This is a genomic window from Leifsonia sp. NCR5, assembly GCF_002105485.1.
Classification (GTDB): Bacteria; Actinomycetota; Actinomycetes; order Actinomycetales; family Microbacteriaceae; genus Leifsonia.
The window spans coordinates 71,289-94,025 of record NZ_NCSR01000011.1; the positions used below are offsets into that span (position 1 = coordinate 71,289).

23 protein-coding genes and 1 tRNA gene are annotated in these 22,737 nt (G+C 67.8%); 12 read left to right on the forward strand and 12 right to left on the reverse strand.

The window, feature by feature from the left end:
* Positions 1-91: 91 nt before the first annotated feature.
* The 9 genes from B7438_RS11020 (at position 92) to B7438_RS11060 (ending at position 6,494) form a co-directional block, all read left to right on the forward strand.
* A complete protein-coding gene (locus B7438_RS11020; protein ID WP_085369609.1) occupies positions 92-673 on the forward strand; it encodes a helix-turn-helix domain-containing protein in 582 nt (193 codons plus the stop codon).
* A 12-nt stretch (positions 674-685) separates the two neighbouring features.
* On the forward strand, positions 686-1,837 hold the full coding sequence (locus B7438_RS11025; protein ID WP_085369610.1) for a tyrosine-type recombinase/integrase: 1,152 nt from the start codon (positions 686-688) through the stop codon (positions 1,835-1,837).
* A 391-nt stretch (positions 1,838-2,228) separates the two neighbouring features.
* Positions 2,229-2,597, forward strand: coding sequence for a metalloregulator ArsR/SmtB family transcription factor (locus tag B7438_RS11030; protein WP_085369612.1), 369 nt, complete (start codon positions 2,229-2,231; stop codon positions 2,595-2,597).
* Positions 2,594-3,652 (forward strand): DMT family transporter, encoded by a 1,059-nt coding sequence (locus B7438_RS11035; protein ID WP_143465813.1) that lies wholly within the window; start codon positions 2,594-2,596, stop codon positions 3,650-3,652. Before B7438_RS11030 ends, B7438_RS11035 begins: the two co-directional genes overlap by 4 nt.
* Before the next feature lie 108 nt (positions 3,653-3,760).
* A complete protein-coding gene (locus tag B7438_RS11040) occupies positions 3,761-4,105 on the forward strand; it encodes a helix-turn-helix transcriptional regulator (RefSeq protein WP_085369614.1) in 345 nt (114 codons plus the stop codon).
* Entirely contained in the window at positions 4,102-4,764 is a 663-nt protein-coding gene (locus B7438_RS11045) for a cation transporter (RefSeq protein ID WP_085369616.1), read from the forward strand. The genes B7438_RS11040 and B7438_RS11045 overlap by 4 nt, the downstream gene beginning before the upstream one ends.
* A gap of 27 nt (positions 4,765-4,791) precedes the next feature.
* Entirely contained in the window at positions 4,792-5,103 is a 312-nt protein-coding gene (locus B7438_RS11050) for a hypothetical protein (RefSeq protein ID WP_085369618.1), read from the forward strand.
* 43 nt (positions 5,104-5,146) lie between these two features.
* The gene (locus B7438_RS11055; RefSeq protein ID WP_085369620.1) at positions 5,147-6,115 is read left to right on the forward strand and encodes an arsenic resistance protein; all 969 of its coding nucleotides are present in this window, start codon (positions 5,147-5,149) and stop codon (positions 6,113-6,115) included.
* 70 nt (positions 6,116-6,185) lie between these two features.
* On the forward strand, positions 6,186-6,494 hold the full coding sequence (locus B7438_RS11060; protein ID WP_085369621.1) for a thioredoxin family protein: 309 nt from the start codon (positions 6,186-6,188) through the stop codon (positions 6,492-6,494).
* Positions 6,495-6,982: 488 nt separating this feature from the next.
* Here the strand turns inward: B7438_RS11060 and B7438_RS11065 are convergent.
* The 4 genes from B7438_RS11065 to serS form a co-directional block, all read right to left on the reverse strand.
* Positions 6,983-7,067 (reverse strand) — tRNA-Ser (locus tag B7438_RS11065).
* A 53-nt stretch (positions 7,068-7,120) separates the two neighbouring features.
* The gene (locus B7438_RS11070; protein ID WP_085369622.1) at positions 7,121-8,407 is read right to left on the reverse strand and encodes an LCP family protein; all 1,287 of its coding nucleotides are present in this window, start codon (positions 8,405-8,407) and stop codon (positions 7,121-7,123) included.
* A gap of 113 nt (positions 8,408-8,520) precedes the next feature.
* Positions 8,521-9,351: an HAD family hydrolase gene (locus tag B7438_RS11075; protein WP_085369624.1), complete on the reverse strand. Its 831-nt coding sequence runs from the start codon at positions 9,349-9,351 to the stop codon at positions 8,521-8,523.
* Positions 9,348-10,613, reverse strand: a complete 1,266-nt coding sequence (gene serS / locus B7438_RS11080; protein ID WP_085369626.1) for a serine--tRNA ligase — start codon at positions 10,611-10,613, stop codon at positions 9,348-9,350. The genes B7438_RS11075 and serS overlap by 4 nt, the downstream gene beginning before the upstream one ends.
* Positions 10,614-10,682: 69 nt before the next feature.
* Between serS and B7438_RS11085 the strand changes: the two genes are divergently transcribed.
* Positions 10,683-11,687 carry a diacylglycerol kinase family protein gene (locus tag B7438_RS11085; RefSeq protein ID WP_085369712.1) on the forward strand — a complete coding sequence of 335 codons (1,005 nt, stop codon included), beginning with the start codon at positions 10,683-10,685 and terminating at the stop codon, positions 11,685-11,687.
* 34 nt (positions 11,688-11,721) lie between these two features.
* Here the strand turns inward: B7438_RS11085 and B7438_RS11090 are convergent, their stop codons facing one another.
* The 7 genes from B7438_RS11090 to pheA all read right to left on the reverse strand — a co-directional run bounded on the left by B7438_RS11090 (position 11,722) and on the right by pheA (position 16,963).
* Positions 11,722-13,167, reverse strand: coding sequence for a hypothetical protein (locus B7438_RS11090; protein ID WP_085369627.1), 1,446 nt, complete (start codon positions 13,165-13,167; stop codon positions 11,722-11,724).
* The gene (locus tag B7438_RS11095; RefSeq protein WP_085369628.1) at positions 13,164-13,943 is read right to left on the reverse strand and encodes an ABC transporter ATP-binding protein; all 780 of its coding nucleotides are present in this window, start codon (positions 13,941-13,943) and stop codon (positions 13,164-13,166) included. Before B7438_RS11095 ends, B7438_RS11090 begins: the two co-directional genes overlap by 4 nt.
* A complete protein-coding gene (locus B7438_RS11100) occupies positions 13,940-14,464 on the reverse strand; it encodes a hypothetical protein (protein WP_085369630.1) in 525 nt (174 codons plus the stop codon). Before B7438_RS11100 ends, B7438_RS11095 begins: the two co-directional genes overlap by 4 nt.
* A 13-nt stretch (positions 14,465-14,477) precedes the next feature.
* Positions 14,478-14,792 (reverse strand): hypothetical protein, encoded by a 315-nt coding sequence (locus B7438_RS11105; RefSeq protein ID WP_085369632.1) that lies wholly within the window; start codon positions 14,790-14,792, stop codon positions 14,478-14,480.
* Positions 14,789-15,109 carry a hypothetical protein gene (locus B7438_RS11110; RefSeq protein ID WP_085369634.1) on the reverse strand — a complete coding sequence of 107 codons (321 nt, stop codon included), beginning with the start codon at positions 15,107-15,109 and terminating at the stop codon, positions 14,789-14,791. Before B7438_RS11110 ends, B7438_RS11105 begins: the two co-directional genes overlap by 4 nt.
* A gap of 154 nt (positions 15,110-15,263) precedes the next feature.
* Positions 15,264-15,923, reverse strand: a complete 660-nt coding sequence (locus B7438_RS11115) for a hypothetical protein (RefSeq protein WP_085369635.1) — start codon at positions 15,921-15,923, stop codon at positions 15,264-15,266.
* 44 nt (positions 15,924-15,967) lie between these two features.
* Positions 15,968-16,963 (reverse strand): prephenate dehydratase, encoded by a 996-nt coding sequence (gene pheA / locus B7438_RS11120; RefSeq protein WP_179150791.1) that lies wholly within the window; start codon positions 16,961-16,963, stop codon positions 15,968-15,970.
* A 98-nt stretch (positions 16,964-17,061) separates the two neighbouring features.
* Between pheA and pgm the strand changes: the two genes are divergently transcribed.
* On the forward strand, positions 17,062-18,684 hold the full coding sequence (pgm, locus tag B7438_RS11125) for a phosphoglucomutase (alpha-D-glucose-1,6-bisphosphate-dependent) (protein ID WP_085369637.1): 1,623 nt from the start codon (positions 17,062-17,064) through the stop codon (positions 18,682-18,684).
* Positions 18,685-18,823: 139 nt separating this feature from the next.
* Complete coding sequence (locus B7438_RS20265; protein ID WP_143465815.1) at positions 18,824-20,407, forward strand: DUF5979 domain-containing protein; 1,584 nt, start codon at positions 18,824-18,826, stop codon at positions 20,405-20,407.
* Between the two features lie 104 nt (positions 20,408-20,511).
* Here B7438_RS20265 and B7438_RS11135 read toward each other — a convergent pair whose 3' ends face one another.
* Positions 20,512-22,602 carry a sigma-70 family RNA polymerase sigma factor gene (locus tag B7438_RS11135; RefSeq protein WP_179150792.1) on the reverse strand — a complete coding sequence of 697 codons (2,091 nt, stop codon included), beginning with the start codon at positions 22,600-22,602 and terminating at the stop codon, positions 20,512-20,514.
* Positions 22,603-22,737: the final 135 nt, after the last annotated feature.

Sequence of the window (22,737 nt, forward strand, 5' to 3'; positions counted from 1 at the left end):
CGTTTCGACAACCTAGGAGTTCTTGAATTGTTGGATAGACAATAGCGCGCAGCTTCTAGTTTGACAAGACTAAAGGCGCTATTCTGTCGAAATGGCAGATTTTCGGACCGAGAACGGCATTGGCGCCCGCATCAAGCTGGCTCGAAGGGAACGCGGATTTCGCTCGACCCGGGAGTTGGCCGATGCCATCCCTGGAGGCAATATCACGCAGGCGGTTCTGGAGAACATCGAGTCCGGGAGGAAGGCAGACATCAGCGTGACCCAGCTCCTGAACATCGCACGGGGACTGAACGTGCCGGTCAGCATGCTGCTCGCGCCCATCGGGGCGCCGGAGTCGAACCTCGACCTCCCCAATCTCAGTGACGACTTCGCGGAGATGACCGCAGCGGAATTCGATTGTTGGCTCTCGGCCACTCCGCTGAGCTCATATCAGCCGAGACTCGCCTCCGAGCGATCTGACATCGCCACGTTGAACACGCTCCGTGAGCTCGGGACCCTGCGTCGGGAGATCGACCGCGTTCGCCTTGTTCGCGATGTCCGTAAGAGTTCGGGCGACGCGGACCTCGCGATTGACACTGATCTCGAGAGCCGCCTCGAATTGGTTGAACGCGAGGCCGCACGACTCGCTGCGCTTCTCACGTCGTCCGGCATCGCAGCATCAGGAGCACCTTAGAGGGAGGGCGAAATGGGCAGCGTTCTGTCGTATGAAGCTGCGGGCGGTCGACGCTATCGCGTCATGTACCGAACGCCGGATCACCGCCAGACAACGAAACGCGGATTCAAGACGAAGCGCGAAGCCGAGCTCTACCTCGCCACGGTCGAGACCAACAAGGCACGTGGCGAGTACATCGACGCGAGTGCTGCACGGGTGACTATCGCCTCCCTCGGCACAGAATGGCTCGCGAACCAGACTCACCTCAAACCCTCATCACTCCGACCCCTTGAGATCGCATGGCGCCTCCAAGTCGAGCCCCGCTGGGGAAAGGTCCCCGTCGGGGATGTGAGGCACTCCGATGTTCAGACGTGGGTGACCTCGCTGACCGCCGGCAAGTCGGCGACGACCGTTCTCCGGGCCTTCGGCGTCCTCGCCGGCATTCTCGACGTTGCGGTCAAAGACCGTCGAGTGCCAGTCAACGTCGCACGAGGCTCACGCCTGCCGCGCAAGGTCGCCCGCGCACACCGGTACCTTAGCCACCAGCAAGTCCATGATCTCGCGACCGCCAGCGGCAAGCATGACGTTCTGGTGCTCCTGCTCGCCTATACCGGCCTTCGCTGGGGCGAGGTGATCGCCCTGCGCGTGCGCGACGTCGACTTCACTCGTCGCCGGCTTGCGATCTCGGAAAACGCTGTCGAGGTGGGACCGGAGACCATCGTGGGGACCCCGAAGAACCACAAGCGCAGATCGGTGCCATTTCCGTCGTTCCTCGGTGACGCCCTTGCGGAGGCTGCGATAGGCAAGCAGCCGAACGAGCTGCTGTTCTCGGGTCGATTCGGCGAGCACGTAAAGCGTGCAACGCGCGGCCAGCGAACGTGGTTCAAGAGCGCGCTTGATCGAGCGGGACTCGATCCGATGACCGTCCACGATCTTCGCCATACCGCCGCCAGTTTGGCAGTCAGCGCGGGCGCCAACGTGAAGGCTGTTCAGCGAATGCTCGGGCACGCTTCCGCGGCGATGACGCTCGATGTCTACGCAGACCTTTTTGACGACGACCTCGATGCGGTCGCTGAAGCGCTAGACAGGGCGGCACGACGGTCCGTGGATCGCGGGGCGCACCTCGCAGAGCGTTCGTCCTCAGTGATGACTAGACCAGTACGCACCGCCGACGTATCTCGCTAGTCTGCTCAACCCTTTCGCGCCGGCACTGACGACGAGCGCGGCGACCACAACCGCGAACCACGGGTACGCGATCACGTCCGCGACGATTGCGTTCCAAATCATGACGATCGCCTCCCGCGGGCAGCGCGCCACGTCTCGAGGAGCCAACCGACGTTGATCATGTGCTGATTGAACCAGCAGCCGGGGACAAATGCCGTTTGCCCCGTAGTAGTTCTCAGCAAGCCATCGATGAATAGCCCTTCCGCCAATGGTTTGTCAGCCAGTACCGCCACTTGATTGCCCCTGCGTTCCCGGCCATTACTTCGCTCGAAGCTGTCTCGGCATGCCTGGCCCAACCAGTCGCGGCGCCCCCGAGTCCGCGCACTCAGCGAGAGTATGAAAGAATCTGCGTATGGATGCAGATAAGGCCGTGTGTGGCCGGGAGCCGGACAGCCAGTACGTGGAGCTCGCTGTCGAGGTGTTCGCAATGTTGGCCGACGCGACCAGGGTTCGGATCATCCTCGCCCTCCGCGACGGTGAGCTGTCGGTGAACCACTTGGCCGACATCGTCGACAAGTCGCCGGCGGCCGTGTCGCAGCATCTGGCGAAGCTGCGCCTGGCGCGGATCGTCGCAACCCGCGGCGAGGGCACCCGCGTGTTCTACCGGCTCGAGAACGAGCACGCCCGCCAGCTCGTGACGGATGCGATCTTCCAGGCCGAGCACACGCTCGGCGGCACGCCCGCGCACCACCTCGGCCAGCCTGTACCGGTGACCCCGTGATCCTCCGCAGCCTGCGCAACGTCGGCGTCCAGGCGGCGCTTGTTGCCGCCGTGCTGTTCGGTGCAGGAACCCCGCTCGCCAAGCTCCTGCTCAACGACGATGTGAGCCCGTGGCTGCTCGCCGGTCTGCTCTACACAGGATCCGGAATCGGTCTCGGGCTGTATCGGCTGATCCGGCGGATGCCGCGGGTCCGGATCGCCCGCACGGAGATCCTGCCTCTGGTCGGCGCGATCTTCTTCGGCGGCATCGCCGGTCCGGTTCTCCTCATGGCAGGTCTCGCCAACATGCCCGCATCCGGCGCTTCCCTTTTGCTGAACGCCGAGGGGGTCTTCACCGCGGCCTTGGCGTGGTTCGTGTTCAAGGAGAATTTCGACCGGCGGATCGCACTCGGCATGCTCGCGATCGTCGCCGGCGCCGTGGTGCTCTCGATCCCGTCCGGCGCCAACTTCGGCAGCCCGTGGCCGTCGCTGGCGATCCTCGGCGCGTGCTTCTGCTGGGGGCTGGACAACAACCTCACCCGCAAGGTCGCCCTGAATGACGCCACCTGGCTGGCCGCGATCAAGGGCGGCGTCGCCGGACCGGTGAACCTGATCATCGCGTTCGCGTTCGGCGCTGCCCTTCCCGGCCCCTTCAACATCGCCTCGGCGATGGTCGTCGGGCTCTTCGCCTACGGCGTCAGCCTGGTGCTGTTCATCATCGGGATGCGTCACGTCGGCACCGCCCGCGCCGGCGCGTACTTCTCGATCGCGCCGTTCTTCGGCGCTCTCCTCGCCCTCACCCTGGGCGAACCGCTCACCTGGCCGGTCGTGGTCGCGGCGGTCCTGATGGCGATCGGGGTCTGGCTGCACCTGACGGAGCGTCACGAGCACGGGCACACCCACGAGGCGATCACCCACGACCACTGGCACACGCACGACGAGCACCATCAGCACGAGCACGAAGACGGTCTCCTGGTCGCAGCCGGAGAACGTCACAAGCATGTCCACACGCACGAAGCGATCACCCACACCCACGACCACTACCCCGACGCCCACCACCGGCACGACCACAGCTAGGCAGCCGTCGCCGCCATGAGACTCCAGGGCTCAAGCTGCCACTCCACGACGGAGCCGCACCTTCGGCGAAGAGTGCGATAGTACAGGTTTCGCTGTACTATCGCTGTCATGACGATCATCGCTCCCGCTGCCACCGTCACCCACACCGCTGCGCTGGCGCGGTTCGGTCACGCACTGTCTGACGCCACCCGCGTCGGGATCCTGCTGTCCCTACGCGAAGCCCCCGCATTCCCGGCCGATCTCGCTGACGCGCTCGGGGTGTCCCGTCAGGTGATGTCCAACCAGCTCGCCTGCCTGCGCGGGTGCGGCCTGGTCGAAGCCATCCCCGATGGCCGGCGCACCTGGTATCGCCTAGCCGACGGGCACATCGCACCCGCGCTCGATGAGCTGCTGCGAGTGACCCTGTTCGTCGAACCGGGCTGCTGCGCAGGAGAGGAATGCAACTGCGCATGAGTACCGCCATCGCCATTGACCGCACCGCCATCCTGCAACGTCGCATCCGCTGGATCGTCGCAGCGACGATCGGCTACAACCTGATCGAAGCTGTCGTCGCCATCACTGCCGGTAGCGTCGCATCCTCCGGCGCCCTCATCGGATTCGGACTGGACTCGACGATCGAGGTCCTCTCCGCCGCCGCTGTGGCATGGCAGTTCACGCGACGCGATCCGGAACGCTGGGAGAAGCCCACGCTGCGTGTCATCGCGATCGCGTTCTTCGCGCTGGCCGCCTATGTCACCGTCAGCTCCCTACTGACCCTGATCGGTCGCGTGGACGTTCACCACTCACCGGTCGGAATCGTGCTGACGGCGCTGAGCGTGATCGTCATGCCGTTCCTGTCCTTCGCCGAGCGCCGAGCGGGTCGCGAGCTCGGCTCGGCCACCGCGGTCGCCGACTCGAAGCAGACCCTGATCTGCACGTACCTCTCGGCAGCGGTGCTGATCGGCCTGCTGCTGAACAGCCTCTTCGGCTGGTGGTGGGCTGACCCGATCGCCGGGCTCGTGATCGTGGTCTTCGCCGTCCGTGAGGGCATCGAGGCCTGGAAGGGCGACGCCTGCGCCACCTCGGTCGGCATGCTGCTCGAGGGAGACCAAGACGATGACCACCACGACTGAGCAGTTCAAAGTGCAGGGAGTACAGCCATGACCACCCACGTCGGACCCCTGAATGGGCTGCCGATCGCGTGCACGCTCACCCCGGCCTCCGGGAAGGCGCAGGTTGAGAAGTGGCACGACTTCGACGCCGTTTACGCCCTTCGTGTCGAGCGCACCGACACGCAACTCACAGTCCGCTACAGCAAGGTCGAGGACTCCATCCGCCGGCTGCGCGATCTGGTTGACGACGAGAGCCACTGCTGCTCATTCGTCAACTGGACGATCGACGACCAAGCCGACGACCTCAAGCTCATCGTCACCGGCACTCCCGAAGGTCTCTCGGCACTCAGCATCGGATGATCTACCCGTAAGTTGCCGATCCGGCAGACCCTAGGCTGAGACGATGCGGCGAATCGTGGACTGGTGGGACACCCATCAGGTCGCGCTGTACATCGCGGCCATCCTCGCCGGCGGCGTATTCGGGGTTCTGGCCCCAGCTGCGGCACCTGTGCTCTCGGCCGCGACCAATCCCGTGCTTGCGGTGCTCTTGTTCGCCACCTTCCTCGGTGTTCCGCTGATCGAGGTCGGACGCTCATTCAAGCACGTGCGGTTCCTCGGCGCTGTTCTCGTTGTCAACTTCGTGGTCGTCCCACTGATTGTGTTCGGTCTCTCCCGGTTCGTGGCCGATGACCAGGGACTCCTCGTCGGGGTACTCCTCGTGCTGCTCACGCCGTGCGTCGACTACGTGATCGTGTTCACAGGCCTCGCCGGCGGCGCGAAAGCGCGGCTGCTCGCAGCGACGCCCCTCCTGATGCTGTTGCAGATCGTCTTGCTGCCCGGCTATCTCTGGCTGTTCGCCGGGAGCGACGCCGTGCAGCACATCGAGCTCGCACCGTTCGTCGAGGCATTCCTCATCATCATCGTCATCCCCCTCATCGCAGCAGCAATCGTCCAGGCCATCGCCAGGGGACACCGAGCCGCACGGGCGATCGAGCACTTCATGGCCGGCGCGATGGTGCCGCTCATGATGCTCACCCTCGCCGTCGTCATCGGCTCCCAGATCGCCGCAGTCGGCGGCCAAGCACTCACGCTCCTGCGCGTCGTACCGCTCTACGCGGCCTTCCTCATCATCATGCCGATCATCGGGCTCGCCGCCGGCCGCCTCACACGTCTGGACGTGCCAGAAACTCGAGCGCTCATCTTCAGCGGATCAACCCGCAACTCCCTCGTCGTCCTCCCCCTGGCGCTCGCCCTCCCCGCTCAATTGGCTATCGCGCCCCTGGCGGTCGTGACGCAGACTCTCGTCGAGTTGGTGGGCATGGTCGTCTTCGTCCAGCTGATACCGAGGATCGTCCGTAGCCGCCAGCAATGACGGTGACCGGCGCACTCGGCTACGCCTCCTCGCAGCTACACTCGAGCGCGGTAGGACGGACAATGGTCTCATGAGGATCGAGGTGCTGCACATCGAGGAGTGCCCGAACTGGGAGCACGCCGGCGATCGAGTCCGGGAGGCTCTCGATCGACTCGGTGATACGTCCACGACAGTTGCCTTTCGGCTTCTTCAGACCTCGGAAGACGCCGCGTCCGTCTCGTTCGCGGGCTCACCGACGATCACCGTCGATGGTGAAGATCTCTTCCCTAACGGAGCGCAGACCACCGACCTCGCTTGTCGCATCTACTTCACGCCGAACGGTGTTGCCGGGCTCCCGACCGTCGATCAACTGGAGGAAGCGATCTCCGCTCGTGGATGACGCGGTTTTCGTGTGTTCGTGCTGCGGACGCGAGCTGCCTAGGAGCAAGGTTCATGCGCTCGAGGGCGGCAAAGCTCTGATTTGTAGACGATGCGGCCTCTGGGTCGCTCTATGGTGGCGTGGCGACCGAAGCTCACGATCCCCGCGATAGCGCAGGACTTCACTTCTTGCCGCTCGGCTGAGCTCCTAGCGTTCCCCGCCATCCGGCAAGCCCATGAGACGACGCATCACCGTCACCAAGGTTGTCCCGCACACGACAAGAGACAGTCTGCGTGGCGGAAGACGATCTACGGCGACAGTCGACAGATGGTCGACAATAACCCGGCCGCGCCAGCCGATTCAGCGGGGCTGAAATCACGCGGACACGTTTTGAGCGGCCGACCTTTTGCAGCGTTTGTTGTCATTCTGTTGTCAAACGAGCGGATGACAGCCAAGGAACAAAGCTCCGATCCCAGTGAATCACTGGGATCGGCGCGTGTTTTGCAAAGCGGAGGGCGTGGGATTCGAACCCACGAGACATTTCTGCCCACCAGTTTTCAAGACTGGCTCCATCGGCCGCTCGGACAGCCCTCCTGGCGCCGGGGTGAACCGGCGTCGCCCGATTCTATCGGAACCGGTTGCCGCTCTCAGTCGGTGAAGGGCTTGGAGCAGGTGTACTGGTTCGCCGTCTGGCCGTGGACGTCGGACGGCAGGTCGACGGCGCCGGAGGACGACTGCGTCGGGGCGTCGCTGGTCGGAGCGGTCGGCGTGCCCGTCGCCGGCGGAGGCGTTGCGGCGGTTCCACCGGCCGGGGTGCCCGTCGCCGGGGCGTTCGGGTCGGCCTCGGAGCCGACGCCGGTGTCGCCCGTGAGCGTGATCGGCTGGTCGTTCTTCAGGGCGGTGAGCAGCGCATCCGCCGCGTCGGTGCTCGGGGAGACGCCGTCGCCGTCGTAGTGGTTCGGGTACTGCACGAACACCATCTGGTTGAGGTTGATGTTCTTCAGCGCCGCCGCCATCGAGGCGATGGTGGTCACGTTGTTGAGGCTCTCCGAGAGCTCGATGTTGGTGGTCGCCGCCTTCGCCAGGCCGTAGACCTTCACCGGGTTGGAGAGGGTGTCCGAGCTCTTGATGGTTCGCACGAGCGACGAGAGGAAGACCTGCTGGTTGCTGATGCGGCCGAGGTCGGAGCCGTCGCCGACGCCGTGGCGGGTGCGGAGGAACGCGAGGGCCTGGGAGCCTTCGAGCGTGTTCTGGCCGGCCTTTACATCCAGGCCCGTGTACGGGTCGTTGATGTCGCCGGCGACACAGACGGGCACGCCGCCGACCGCGTTGGACATCTCGATCACGCCGTCGAACTCGATGACGCCCGCGTACGGGATGTCGAGGCCGGTCAGCTTCTGCACGGTGAGCACCGTGCAGGCGAGGCCGCCGTAGCTGAGGGTGTTGTTGATCTTCTGCCTGCTCATCGCGTCGAAGCTGCCGCCCTTGGGGTCCGGGCAGGACGGGATGGAGACGTACATGTCGCGCGGGAAGCTGATGACCGTCGCCGTCTTGTGGTCCGCCGAGACGTGCAGCAGCATCGTCACGTCGTTGAGGACCTCGCCGCGGTCGCCGTATGCTGCATTGCCGCCACCGCTGTCACTACCGGCGAGGAGCACGTTGAACGCGCCGTTCATCGCACCGACCTGCGGCACGACCTCCTTGCCCTTCGCGTCGACCAGCTTGACCGATTGCTTGAGGCCGCTCGCCACATCCCACACCGCGTATGCGGCGACGGATGCGGTGCTCACGCCGACGACGGCGAGCACGGCTGCGAGCATCCCGAGGAGGAAGCGGAACGGGTGACGCTGCTTGAGCCGACCGTGGCGTGCGATGCTCGGACCGGCCGATACTTCTTTCGCACGCGCCTGGGCGCGGGTGGGCAACTCGCTCATTCACTTCCTTCCGGGTTTTCGGGGATTCGCGCACCGAAAAGCCGGTGAGCACTACCCTCCAGAGTTGCAGATCACCCTGGCAAACTTCTGGACAGCCACGCCGGAAATGCTGATCAGAGGCTGTCGAGCACGCGCGCCAGGCCGTCCTCGACGACCGGCTCGGTGACCCGGTTGGCCACCGCTTTGACCTCGTCCGGCGCCTGGCCCATGGCAACGCCGAGCCCCTCGTCCGCCGCCCAGGTGAGCATGTCGATGTCGTTCCTGCCGTCGCCGACCGCCACCACCCGCGCCCGCGGGATGCCCAGCTGCTGCCGGACGCGCTCCAGCGCCGTCGCCTTATTGACGCCGTCTGGCGCGATGTCGAGCCACGCCGTCCAGCCGATGGCGTAGCTGACCTTGTGCAACCCCATCCGCTCCACGATGTCGAGGAACTCGTCCTCGTCGTGCTGCGGAGAGACGACGACGACGCGGGTGGCGGGATGCTCGGTCAGCTCCTCGAAGGAGACCTGCACCGCGTTCACCAGCTCCCAGTCGGTCATGCCCTCGGTGTACCGGCGGAACCCTGCAGCGTCCTCGACCATGAAGCTGCCGCTCGGCAGATACGGCCGGATGGTCTCGAGCACCTCGGTCGGGTCGAACACCTCCACGAACTCGCGGCGGTAACCGTCTTCGTGGGTTTCGTCGCGCTTCATCGTGAGCGCGCCGTTCGCGCATACGACGTATTCGCTGGTCAGCCCAAACTTCTGGTGGATGCCCCTCGCGGTCTCCCAGCTGCGGCCGGTGGCGAGCATGACCTCGTGACCGGCGTCGCGGACGCGGGCGACCGCATCCAGGACGGCGGCGCCGATCGTCTCGTCCTCGTGGATCAGCGTTCCGTCGACGTCGAGCGCGATCAGCAGACGGCCGTCGTCCTGGCGGTCGGTGGCGGTGTCAGCGGCGCTCACCGGGCGATCGGTTCCAGAACCTCGAGGCCGCCCAGGTACGGGCGGAGCGCCTCGGGCACGATCACCGAGCCGTCCTCCTGCTGGTGCGTCTCCAGGATGGCGACGATCCAGCGCGTGGTCGCCAGCGTGCCGTTCAGCGTGGCGACCGGCGTGGTCTTGCCGCTCTCCGTGCGGTAGCGGATGTCGAGGCGACGGGCCTGGAACGTGGTGCAGTTGGAGGTGGAGGTCAGCTCGCGGTACGCATCCTGAGTCGGCACCCACGCCTCGACGTCGTACTTGCGGGCAGCGCTCGAACCCAGGTCGCCCGCCGCGGTGTCGATCACGCGGTAGCTGAGGCCGAGGGCCTGCAGCATCTCCTCCTGGTACTGCAGCAGGCGCGCGTGCTCCGCCTCCGCCTCCTCGGGGAGCGTGTAGACGAACATCTCCAGCTTGTTGAACTGGTGCACCCGGATGATGCCGCGCGTGTCCTTGCCCGCCGAGCCCGCCTCGCGGCGGTAGCAGGTGGACCATCCGGCGTAGCGCAGCGGCTCCGTCACATCCAGGATCTCGTCGGAGTGGTATCCGGCCAGCGCGACCTCGCTGGTGCCGGTGAGGTAGAGGTCGTCGGCCGGCAGGTAATAGATCTCGTCCGCGTGAGCACCGAGGAAGCCGGTGCCCTGCATGATCTCCGGCTTGACCAGCGTCGGGGTGATCATCGGGATGAACCCGGCGGCGAGCGCCTTGTCGAGCGCCATGTTCATGATGGCGAGTTCGAGGCGCGCCCCGATGCCGCGCAGGTAGGTGAATCGCGCGCCGGACACCTTCGCGCCGCGGGCCATGTCGATGGCGCCGAGGAGTTCGCCGAGCTCCAGGTGGTCGCGCGGCTCGAAGTCGAAGGTGGGCTTCTCGCCGACGGTCTTGACGAGCACGTAGTCGTCTTCCCCACCGGACGGGACGCCATCGATGATCGGGTTGCCGATGCGGCGGAGCACCTCATCGAAGCGCTTCTCGGCGTCGTTCGCCGCCGCCTGCGCCTCCTTGACCCTGCCGGCGAGGCTCTGCGCCTGCGCGACCAGTTCCTTCTTCTCCTCCTTGGGAGCAGCGGCCACCTTCTTGCCGAAGACGTTCTGCTCCGCGCGCAGCTCCTCGAAGGCGGAGATGGCCGCGCGGCGCTCCTTGTCGGCCTGCAGCGCCTCGTCGACGACCTCGACGGAGTCGCCCCTGGCCTCCTGCGAACGCTTGATGACGTCGGGGTGCTCACGGAGAAGAACTGGATCGATCACGGGTTCAGCTTATCGAGGCGACGGCGCCCGGTCCGGGCGTTCCCTGTGGAAACAGGTAGCGTGAGCTTCGTGAACGATCGGCGAGCGGGGGCGGCGACGACGGCCGCCGTCGTCTACAACCCGATCAAAGTCGACATCACGCGGCTGAAGGCGGCGGTCGCGACGGCGGCGGCGAGCGCAGGGGTGCGGGACATCCTCTGGTTCGAGACGACGGCCGACGACGGCGCGGGCGCGGGCGGAGCCGGTCAGCAGCAGACCAGGGATGCGCTGGCCGCCGGAGCGACGCTCATCCTGGCCGCGGGCGGAGACGGAACGGTGCGCGCCGTCGCGGAAGCCCTCCGCGACAGGGACGCCGACCTCGCGATCGTCCCCTCCGGCACGGGAAACCTGCTCGCCCGCAACGTCGGCGTGCCGCTCGCGCGGCTCGACGACGCCTGCACCGTCGCCTTCGGCGGGGCCACCCGGCAGATCGACCTGGGCATCGCCTCCATCACGGCGAAGGACGGCGGCATCCACGAGCACGCGTTCCTGGTCATGGCCGGCCTCGGCATCGACGCCACCATGATCGCCAACACCCGCCCCCGGCTGAAACGCCGCCTCGGCTGGCTGGCATACGTGGATGCGGGCTTCCGTGCCCTCCCGAAAGCTCAGAAGGTGCGCGTGCACTACACGCTCGACGCCGGGACGACCCGCACGGCGCAGGTGAGCACGATCCTGGTGGCCAACTGCGGCAGCCTGCCCGGGAACATCGAGCTGATCCCGGATGCGTCGGTCGACGACGGCGTGCTCGACATCGCGGTGCTGCAGCCCCGCTCGCTGTTCGGCTGGCTGCTGATCTGGCGCAAGGTCAGCTGGGAGAACCGGGTGCTGCGCCGCAGCGCCGTCGGCAGGAAGATCATCCGGTTCACCGACCGGGCGATCCGCACCGAGCTGACCTACCTGCGCGGCGAGTCCGTGCGGCTGACGGTCGAGCGGCCCGAGCCGTTCGAACTCGACGGCGACGGCTTCGGCGACGTGGTCGCGGTGGGGCTGACGGTCGACCCCGGCGCGCTGCGCGTGCGGGTGCCCGCCTGAGGGTTCACGTCTCCTCGGGGAACTGCCCGGACCCTTACGGACCCGCCGATCTACTGCGCGCGAACGCCGCCCAGGTCAACGCCCCGCACACGGCCGCCACTGTCAGATCCGCAGCGACGAGCGGGAATCCGGTGAGTTGCAGAATCGTGGTGACCATGACGATGACGACGATCTCCAGAACGATCGAGAGCGCCGAGGTCGCGAACATCCCGAGCGCCGCCCGCTCGTCGAACGGGATCACCGCGCCGGCCAGCGTGGCGATCGCGAAGATCGCGAAGAACAGCGAATACGCCTCCGCGATGCGCATCGGATCGTTGTCGATGAGCCCGGTGGCGAACATGGCCGCCGTGAAGACGGCGGTCAACGCGACACCGACGACACCGACGCGTAACCAGAGGACGGACGCGTCGCGCATCCCGATCGCACGCAGCGTCCAGTTGATGTCGCGTGAGCGCCCGATGATCAGTTCTCCCCCGGTCGCAGAGACCAGGACGAGAAACAGGAGCACGATGCCCGGATCGAGCATGTGACTCCGCGCTGCGACGACCAGCCCGGCATCGATGGCGATCATGGCGCCGAACGAGACACGCGATGTGGAGTCGCGCATCCACGTCGCCAGCTCCGTGGCGACGAGCTGGCCGCCGAACGAACGCAGAACCGGAACCCGCACGGCGACGGTGCCCGCACGCAAATAGCCTCCCGCCGGGTCCGACGAGCTCAGAGCGGCCCCGAGCACCAGCAGCAGTGTGGACAGCCCCGCCAGGGCCAGCACAGCGAGCCAGCTCTGAGGCAGCATCCCACCCCACCAACCGGTGATGGACGCCACCAGGGAGAACCCGCGGGGACGGCCACCGTCGGCCGCCCATCGGACGAGGTCGACAGCGACGAAGGACATCCCGAGCGCTGCGACGATGACCCCCCACAACCGTCGCTCGCGCGGCGGCACCCGGAGAAGTCCGAGAACGCGCTCGACAGCAAGGGTGACGACCTGGCACAGGAAGCCGAAGGCGACAGCGAGAAGCATGAGCGAGAGGAACGTCGCGACGGGAACCGCGCTGATGCCGGCCGGAAACACGAACGATCCGCTCAGCCCGAGGGCGGCGGCGACAGCGACGGCGCCGGCGATGGGGAGGAACTCGGACACGGCGCAGTACCAGCGCGAGGCACCCAGCAGCCTCGCCTGCAAGGCGAGCGGGGACTCGACGGGCAGGAGCATCGTGAGGATCAAAGCAATGCCGTACGCGGGCAGCGTGAGGATGATCGGCAGCACCGGCACGATGGTCGCTGCCGCCGCCGGATCGTCGATCAGGCCGCCCAGCAGGCTGGAACTCCATACGTACACGCCGGTGTTGTAGGCGAGGAGCAGGATCGCGCCCACCGCCAGGACGACGTTGCGCTGAACGACGCCGCCGAGTTGGGCCGTGAGGTGATTGCGCGTCGACGCGACGTGCGCGCGAGCAAGGATCGGGAGAACGGTCATCGGCGCGTCCGGATGCCGTCGAGGGTGCTGAACAGCTGCTCGGATCTCATCGCGTGCCGGTCGTCCGAATTGACGATGCCCGCGAAGGTGTCGGCGAGGTCGGCAGAACCTGTCGCGCTCTCGCTGAACGCGCCCAGGAATCGGATACGTCCTCGGTCGAGAACCAGAACGTTGTCGCTGATCCGCGCCGCGACCGCAAGGTCGTGCGTCGAAATGAGAACGATGCTTCCCCGCTCGGCAGCCGCATTCAGGACGGTGCGCATCACCACCTGCGCTTCCGGGTCGAGGCCCCGGAATGGTTCGTCGAGGATCAGGAGGCTCGGTGAGTGCAGGATGTTGGCGAGCAGCATCAGCTTGCGCTTCATCCCGTGGCTGTACTCGCGGATCAACCGGGTCTCCGAACCGGCCATGTTCGTTGCTTCGAACAGGTTCGCCACATCGCCGTCGGAGAGTTCGACTTCGCGCGCAACGGCTGAGAAGCGCAGGAACTCGCGGCCGGTGAGCAGGCTCGGCAGCGGAAGATCGTCTGCACAGAACCCGACGTGCGTGCGCTGGACCGCCGTGAGCGGCTCACCTCGCAGCCGCACGCTTCCCTGTCGCACGGGAATGAGGCCGAGGAGCGCGTGCAGGAGGGTCGATTTGCCCGAGCCGTTCGGCCCGAGCATGGACACCATCGTGCCCGGCTCGATGTCTGCATCGATGCCGTTCAGCACGGCCGGTCGACGGCCGTAGCCCACGACCAGGTCACGGACGATCAGGCCCGGGTGGCTGCTCATGTGTTTTCCTTCCGTTGGAACGCGTCCAGAAGGGCACGCCCGTCCTTGCTGAATGGGGTGAGCGCCGCAAGGTGGCTGACAAAGGGGACAGAGAAGAGCAGTGCGAGCGGGTTCGGCTCCTCGATGCAGAGCAAGGCAATTCCGATGACGATCACGCCGACGGATGCTCCGGCCGCCGGCCCACACATCGTGATGAGCGCATCCCTGCGCGGGGCGAAACGCGGTCGCCGGATCTCGGCGGAGAACCAGTCGCCGTGTGCTTCGACGCGGTCGGTCCCGCTTCGCGAGTGGAGCAGCCTGATCGACCGTATGGCGGGAAGCGCATGACCGTACTCGTGCACGAGGATCGACAGAGGAAAGAGCACGATCGACGCGAAACCGCTGTACGCCACGGGCGGTCCGAACATCGCGCCGAGGAGCACGATGCCCGGTCCGCCCACGATGGCCAGCGTCGTCAGGCAGAGCAGACTGAACCGCCACGACGCACTGACCGCGAGCCGGAACGCCCGCGGCTGAGCCATCACGGCTGAGCCATCATCGACGACGTCGAAGTACCCAGATCGCGACACCGATCGATGCCCCCACCACGGCACACACCAACGCGGGAACGACGAGACCGTCCCCCGACTCCGCGCGCACGGTGCCATCGACCACGGCGACGTCGATCACCAGCGGCACGTGTGCCGACGCCTGGGACTCGACAGCGTTGAAGATCACCCAGCCGACCGCGATCGCGGTGCCGACGGCACCCACGACGAGCCCGGTCACCAGACCGATCGCACCAGCCACGAGGGCGCCGCGCGTGGTGGACGACGGCGCGGAACTCAGCTGATCACCGAGAACTGTCATTTCTTGCAGGCGACCTTCACTTCGAACCAGCTGGTGTGGACGTACCACTCGAAATTCATGCCCTTCTGCGAGCAGAAGACGAGAACGGCGATGCTGATGGCAGCAGCGAGCAACGCGAGCACGGCGACAAGGACGATGAACGCCACGACCGGCGCCACCCCGTTCGCTACGCCACTGGCGCGCCGTTCAGCGAGCGCTGCCCGCCGCGACGCCAGCGCGCCCAGCGGATCGCTCGTCGCAGCGCGCGAGGCCAGTTCGAAGACCGCCTCTCGCGTTCTGGAGAGGGAGACCTGCTGGCGGTCGAGAGTGATTGACATCGGAACTCCTTTGAATCCAAACGCCAGATGATACATTTTGTATCTGGAACCTGGCCTTTCAAAGAAGGTACGGTCTGCCCGCGTCCGCTGCAATGTTGTTATTGCATCTATAAGGAACGCGCGGGCCGCCTCACCAGGAGGCGACTCGAGCCGATCAGTCCGACTGTTCCGGTCCGTGCGTCGCCTCAGCGACAGGCTCAAGCGCAGGCCGCCCGGAGAGCAGGGTCAGCGCGAGCAACACCACCAGGGTCGCGAGGCCGACCGTGATCAGCGGGCCGGCGAGCATCCACCCCAGCTGGCTGAAGACGAGGCCGGTGACATCGGCGCCCGACGTGGGGTTGGTGTACGAGGTGAAGACCGACATCACGTAGAGCAGGATGCCGAGCGCCACCAGCCCGCCGCCGACCAGCCAGAGGGTGAGGACGGCGCGGTTGCGGCGGGGGGAGAAGTCGACCGTGGCGAGGACGCCGCCGCGGGCGGGATACGCGAGGGCTGGAGCGGCGGTGAGGGCGGGGGCCGCGGCCGGAGTGGGGGCCGCGCCGGTCGCGGGCGCGTAGGGCTCCGCCTCCGCCTCCACGACGTCGTACTCAGCGTCCGCGGAAGGTTCCGCCCGCTCGGCCCGATCCGCCCGCTCCACCGGGTCGACCGCCCGCGGTGCGGGGCGCTGGAACGCTGCGGTCGCAGCCGCATCCCGCATCCTGGTGGCGGGTCGCTCCCCCGGCTTGGGCTGGTACCCGCGCTGGAAGGCCGGGTCGTAGCGCGGGTCGAAATCGCCGCGGTCGGCGGTCTCGCGGTTCGCTTCGTCCACGGCCATCGTGTGCTCCTCGCTCGGGACTCGGAACGGTTCTGGCTCGCAGCCTACCCCTGGTGGCCGGCGCCGGCGTCGGTGTCCCTGGGCGCCGTGAGCGACGCCAGCCAGTCGCGCGCCTCGGTGAACACCTCGTCGCGGTATCGGCGGTCGTAGTCGACGGAGACCTTGTCCGCACGCGGGTACGAGCCGAGGAAGATCACGGCCGGGCTGAACCTGCGCAGACCGAGCAGCGCATCCGCGACCCGCTCGTCGTGGATGTGGCCGTCGGCGTCGATCACGAAGCGGTAGCGGCCGAGGGCGTCGCCGATCGGCCGCGACTCGATGAGGCTCAGGTTGATGCCCCTGGTGGAGAACTGTTCGAGCAGGTCGAGCAGGGAGCCCGGGCGGTCGTCGGGGAGCTCGGCGATGAGGCTGGTCTTGTCCGCGCCGGTCGGCGCCGGGACGCTGCGCTCCGTGCTGACGAGGACGAAGCGGGTGACCGCGTTCGGGTTGTCGCCGATGTTCTCGGCGAGCACCTCGACGTCGTGGTGGTCGACGATGCCCGGAGGCGCAATGGCGGCATCCGCCGTGCTGCCCTCGAAGAGCGAGGCGGCCGCGGCGACGTTGCTGGACGCCGGCAGGTGACCGTGCTCCGGCAGGTGCTCGTCGAGCCACAGGTGGCACTGCGCGTACGCCACGGGATGCGCGTTGATCGTGTTCACGTCGGCGAGCGTCGTTCCCGGGCGGGCCACGAGCACGAAGTTGACCGGGACGAGGTATTCGCCGACGATGCGGAGGCCGGGCACGGTGGCCAGCGCATCCTGAGCGACGGAGACGCCGCCCTCGATCGAGTTCTCGATCGCGATCATCGCTGCGACGCTGCGGCCGGAGACCACGTCCGCGAGCGCCTCCCCCACGTTGTTGACCGAGCGCCAGTGCTTGCCGCGCGCTTCGGGGACCTGCGCGAGCGCCGCCTCGGTGAACGTGCCGGAGGGGCCCAGGAAGCTGTAGACCTCGTCGACGGACGCGGGCAGTTCGGCGGTGGGCTCGGCGGCTTCAGGCATGGCGATCAGCTTAGCCAACCGCCTCTGCACAGGATGAAGTTCTCCACAACCTGACGTAACCCTCTGGCGCGGCGCATCCCGAGTGGAAGTATGGAGCCATGAACGAACGAGCCGGCACCCCAGCCCAAGCCTCCGACCTGGTCGACATCGACGCTCTGCGGCGCGCCTACTACGACCTCAAGCCGGATGTGAGCATCCCGGAGCAGAGGGTGGTGTTCGGCACGTCCGGTCACCGCGGCAGTTCGCTGAACACTGCGTTCAACGAGAACCACATCGCCGCCACCACGCAGGCGATCGTGGAGTACCGGGCATCGCAGGGCATCACCGGGCCGCTGTTCCTCGGCGCGGACACGCACGCGCTGAGCGAGTACGCGATGACCACCGCTCTCGCGGTCCTGGTCGGAAACGAGGTGCGCGTGCTGGTCGACGAGTTCGACGACTGGGTGCCCACGCCCGCCCTGTCGCACGCGATCCTGCGTTACAACCGCGCCGGTCACGACGACCAGGCAGACGGCATCGTGGTCACCCCGAGCCACAACCCGCCGGCCGACGGCGGCTTCAAGTACAACCCGCCGCACGGCGGCCCGGCAGACACAGACGCCACGAGCTGGATCGCCAACCGTGCCAACGAGCTGATCGCCGACGACCTCCGCGGCGTCCGGATGAGCGAGCCGAGCGCGGTGGAGACGTACGACTTCCGCGGAACGTACGTCGACGACCTCGAGAACATCATCGACGTGAAGGCCATCCGCGACAGCGGCATCCACATCGGCGCAGACCCGCTCGGCGGCGCGAGCGTCAACTACTGGGCAGCCATCGCGGAACGGTACGGCCTCGACCTCACGGTCGTGAACCCCACGGTCGACCCCACCTGGAGCTTCATGACGCTCGACTGGGACTCCAAGATCAGGATGGACCCGTCCAGCCCGTCGGCGATGGCGTCGGTGCTCGCGCACAAAGACGACTACGACATCCTCACCGGCAACGACGCCGACGCCGACCGGCACGGCATCGTCACGCCGGACGGCGGCCTGATGAACCCCAACCACTACCTCGCGGTGGCCATCGACTATCTCTATCGCACGCGTACCGAGTGGCGAAAAGACGCAGCGGTCGGAAAGACCCTCGTCTCCTCCTCCATCATCGACAAGGTGGCTGAGTCGCTCGGCCGCCGGCTGTGGGAGGTGCCGGTGGGCTTCAAGTGGTTCGTGCCCGGCCTCATCGACGGCTCGGTCGGCTTCGGCGGAGAGGAGAGCGCGGGAGCGAGCTTCCTCCGCTTCGACGGCTCGGTCTGGACCACGGACAAAGACGGCATCCTCCTCGCGCTGCTCGCCAGCGAGATCCGCGCGGTGACCGGCAAGACCCCCTCCCAGCTCTACGCGGAGCTCACCGAGAAGTTCGGCGACCCCGTCTACGAACGAGTGGATGCTCCGGCCAGCCCCGCCGAGAAGTCCGCCCTCTCCAAGCTCGACGGCGAAGCCATCACGGCTACCGAGCTGGCGGGCGAGCCGATCACGGCCAAGCTCAGCCGCGCCCCCGGCAACGATGCAGCCCTCGGTGGCGTCAAGGTCGAGACGGCGACGGCCTGGTTCGCCGCGCGGCCGAGCGGCACCGAGAACGTCTACAAGATCTACGCCGAGTCGTTCGCCGGCTCCGACAACCTGCGCGAGGTGCAGGAGGAAGCGAAGCGGATCGTCGGCGACGCGCTGGCGGGAGCGTAGCGGCGGGACTGCTTCGCCGGGTGGTGTTTCCGGGCCGTCGCAACGCTGGCGGCGGCCCGTCATAATTGACGATTCTTCAACTCACTGAGGTCGAGAGCCGCGTTCTCCAGGGCTCTCGTACCCGAGTTGGAGTCCCGAAATGCTTCCCTTGCTGTTCCAGCGCGCGAACCGACGGTCGCGCGTTTCCATCGCTCATACCTCCGCGGCGCTCGCGGCCGTCGCCGCCGTCGCCGCCCTCGGTGCGACGGCACTCGCGCTCGCACCCGCGCAGGCCGCTTCGGCGGCGCCGGTGGATGCGGTCACCGCCGTGACCATCCAGGCACCCGATCCCGCGCATCCGGACACCCCGTTGACCGTGGGGCAGCGGTTCCGCGTCGACGCTCAGTGGGCGTTGCCGTCCGGCGCGCAGCCGGGCGACACCTTCACTCTCTCGTTCCCGTCACCGGTGAGGGGCTATTCGTCGCAGTTCGAACTGCGAGACTCGACCGGCGCGGACGTCGGCAGCTGCGTGGTCGTCTCGACGAGCGTCACCTGCACCGTCGGCGCGTACGCCGCCACCCACTCCGGGATCGCCGGTTCGCTCTACTTCTACGCCACCGCTGCGTCGGCCGCGACCGGCGACGTGTTGTTCAGTGCTGGGTCGACGGCGACGATCACGGTCCCGCTGCCGGGCGGCGGCATCCAGCCGGGCACCGGAGGCGGCGGCTGGCCGGCGCCGACGACACTCACCAAGGGCGGCTGGCAGAACACCGACGGCACGCTCGGCTGGAACGTCAACGTGCCGGGCGCTCTCCTCACGAACGGAGGATCGGAGGTCGAGCTGACGGACACCTACGACGGCCGCCTCACGCTGCACCCCGGCTCGCTCGAGGTGTACCGGGTGCCGATCGCCGGCTGGAACAACGGCGACTGGGGCGCATCGGCGACCAGGCTCACCGAGGGAACAGGAGCAGGCACCTTCTCGTTCACGCCCGCAGCCGCGTCGTTCGCCCTGACCGTGCACCAGCCGGACCCGGCCAGCGTCTACGCCGTCTACTACCGGCTCGACGTCCCGGCCGGCATCCCGGACGGCACGACGTTCGCGAACACGGCCAGCGGCCGCAGTCTCGGCGACGCGCAGGCCAGCGTCGACTACGTCACAGCGGGCGGCGCAGCGTCCGGGATCACGCTCCGCGCCATCGCGGTCACCAAGCAGGTCACCGGCGACGGCGTCGCACCCTCCGGCACCTTCCCTGTGACGGTGACCTGCACGTCCGGCGGCTCCCCCGTCAGCGGATACCCGGCGACCGCCGCGATCGCCGCCGGCCAGACGAAGACGTTCCCCGGCATCCCGGTGGGCGCGCAGTGCACGGTCACCGAGACGGACAGCCGCGGCGCCACCTCGGTCGCATACGCCCCCACGGGCGACATCGCGGTGACGCAGGACTCCCCCACGACGATCCCCGTCACGATCACGAACGACTACGCAACCGCGCCGCCGACCTCAACGCCGACACCCACGCCGAAGCCGACGGCGGTCGTGCCGCCGACGACCCCCACGTCCCCGGCGTCCGGTGCGGCGCCCGTGGCAGGGAGCCACGCATCCCCGAGCGGCACCCTCGCGCACACCGGAAGCGACACGACCGGGGCCGGGATGCTCGGGATCACGGCAGCAATGGCCGTCGCCGCCGGACTCGGGATGCTCGTGCTCCGTCGCGTCCGCCGCTCGGCCACCCGCCGCTGACGCCCTGAGCCGCGGGGCGGCTGGTCCCCATCCCAGCCGTCCCGCGCCGCGTGGTGTGGCGCAGCGGGCACTCCGCTGAGGCCGCTCGTTGCGGCGACTGCCGGTCAGTCGGCCGCGTGAGCCTCCGCCGCCGGTCCGACGCGGCCGTCGCCCGCGTACCTCACCTCTCCGAGGAAGTAGCCGTGCAGCGGCAGCCACAGGTGCCGATCCGACCAGCGGCCGTCGGCGTCGAGCGCGGAGGCGGTCCAGCCGGTGCCGCCCCACACTCGCAGTTCGATGTCGGCGCCGGGGATGCCCGTCGCGGTGGCCGTGACGGCAGGACCGTGGTCGGGCCACCAGGAGCAATCGACCGAGAGCGCGGGCGCGACCAGCTGCACATCGACCGTCGACGATGCCGACTGTCGACGGGCCTGGTCCGTCTGCCTGACCGTGAGGGTGCTCGTGCCTGCGGCGAGACCGGTGACCGGTGGTGATGTCCACGCGCCGGTCGCATCGGCGGCGAGGCTGACCGGACCCACCCCACCCGGCCCGGAGATCGCCACGGTTGCTCCCGGCTGGGCCGTGCCGCTGAGGATCGGGAAGTACCGTCCGTCCGCCGTGTCCACTGCGGTGACGACCGGCGCAGCGGGTGTCCGGTCGATCGTGACGTTCAGCGACGCGGCGGCCGACGTGCCCTGCGCCGTCTTCTGCACGAAGGTCAGAGCGTGCCGCCCATCGGCGTATGCCGCGAGAGGAATACGGATCGTCCACGAACCCGTGGCATCCGCCGGGAAGGTGGAGAAGACGCTGCGGTCGACGGCGGCGGTCACCGATGAGCCGGGCACGGCGGTGCCCGAGACCGTGATGACGTCGGCGTCGGTGAGCACCGGAGCGCTGGGGGACGGCGACAGGATCACCGGCGCATCCGGCACGGGAGTGGCAGGCGTCGTCGGCGAGGTCGTCGGGGTGGGGGTTGGGGTCGGCTTCGGCTTTGCGGGCGCGGTCGGAACGCTCGCGGGTCGCGGCTGTCCTCCGGCCTGCGGCGTAGAAGCTTCGACCCCCGGTGTCGCCGCCTGGTCCACCGCGGGCGGGACGACGGGAGCAACCGTAGGCACCGGCGCGACCGGGCGTGCGGGTGGCGCGGGCACCGTCGCCGTCGCGGGCGGCACATCGGGCTGGGAGGGACCGGACGCCGCCGCGACCTCCTGGTCGCTCGGCGTCGAGGAGATCGTCGAAGTGAGCGCGAAGCCTGCCACCGCCACCGCACAGAGCACGAGGCCCGCTCCGACGAGCACGGGAAGACCGGATGCGGCTCCCGCGCTGGCCGCGCCGGCGGTGTTTGCGCTACCAGCACTACTGGCACCCCCCAGCGTCGCCGCCGTCGCCGCGGAGGCGGCACCGACGCCGCCGCCCGTGGAGAGCCACGCCGTGTACGCGATGGCCCCGCCGATCCCGGCGGTCAGGGGCAGCAGGATGAGGCCGACCTGGCGGCTGGCGTCTGTGGCTTCGGCTGCCGCGAGGCTGCACTCGGCGCACGTGTCGAGGTGCGCGTCGATGCGGGTGCGCGTGCGCTTCTGCGCCTTGCCGCGGAGGTATGCACCGAGGTGGTCGATGGTCCAGCGGCACTCGGAGTCGGCGGGGACCGAAGCGAGGTGGGCCTGGATCCAGGCCTGGCGGAGGCCCTCGCGGGCGCGGTATGCGAGCGCGGCGGCCGAGTTCGCGCTCAGGCCGAGAAGCGGGGCGAGTTCTCTCGGCGCCAGCCCCTCGACCTCGGTGTACCAGAGAACCTCTTGCCATTCTGGGGAGAGGGTTCGGAACGCGGACATCGCGAGCGTGCCGTTGAGCGCATCCAATTGGGCTTCCTCGCTGAAGCGGGGGTCCTCGATGAGGTCGGCGTCGTCGACCGCCACCTCGCGGCGCGCGCGTCCCCAACCCGCTGCCGTGTTCCTGATCGTCGTGAACAGGTACGGCCGGAAGCCCGACGTCGGGCCGCCGCCCGCTGCGATCGTCTTGAAGATGCGGGCGAAGGACTCGGAGACGAGATCGTCCGCGTCGAGTGTCGGGCTGTGCGAGCGCGCGACCGCGAGACCCGCCGACGCGTGGCGTCGCCACAGCTCGGCATACGCGTCGCGATTGCCAGAACGGCTGAGCTCGACGAGTTCGCCGTCAGAACGGGTAGAGAGGGCTCGTCGGGCGCTGAAGAGCGCTTTCGGCATGGTTTCGACCTCCGGGAACAGGTGACGACCGACCGGATGCCCCTTCGGGAGGACACCTGGTCTTAACCGAGAGAGAGTCCCCAGCACGCGGAACATGACGCGACTGCTGGGGAATTCTCAGATATTTCTCTCCGG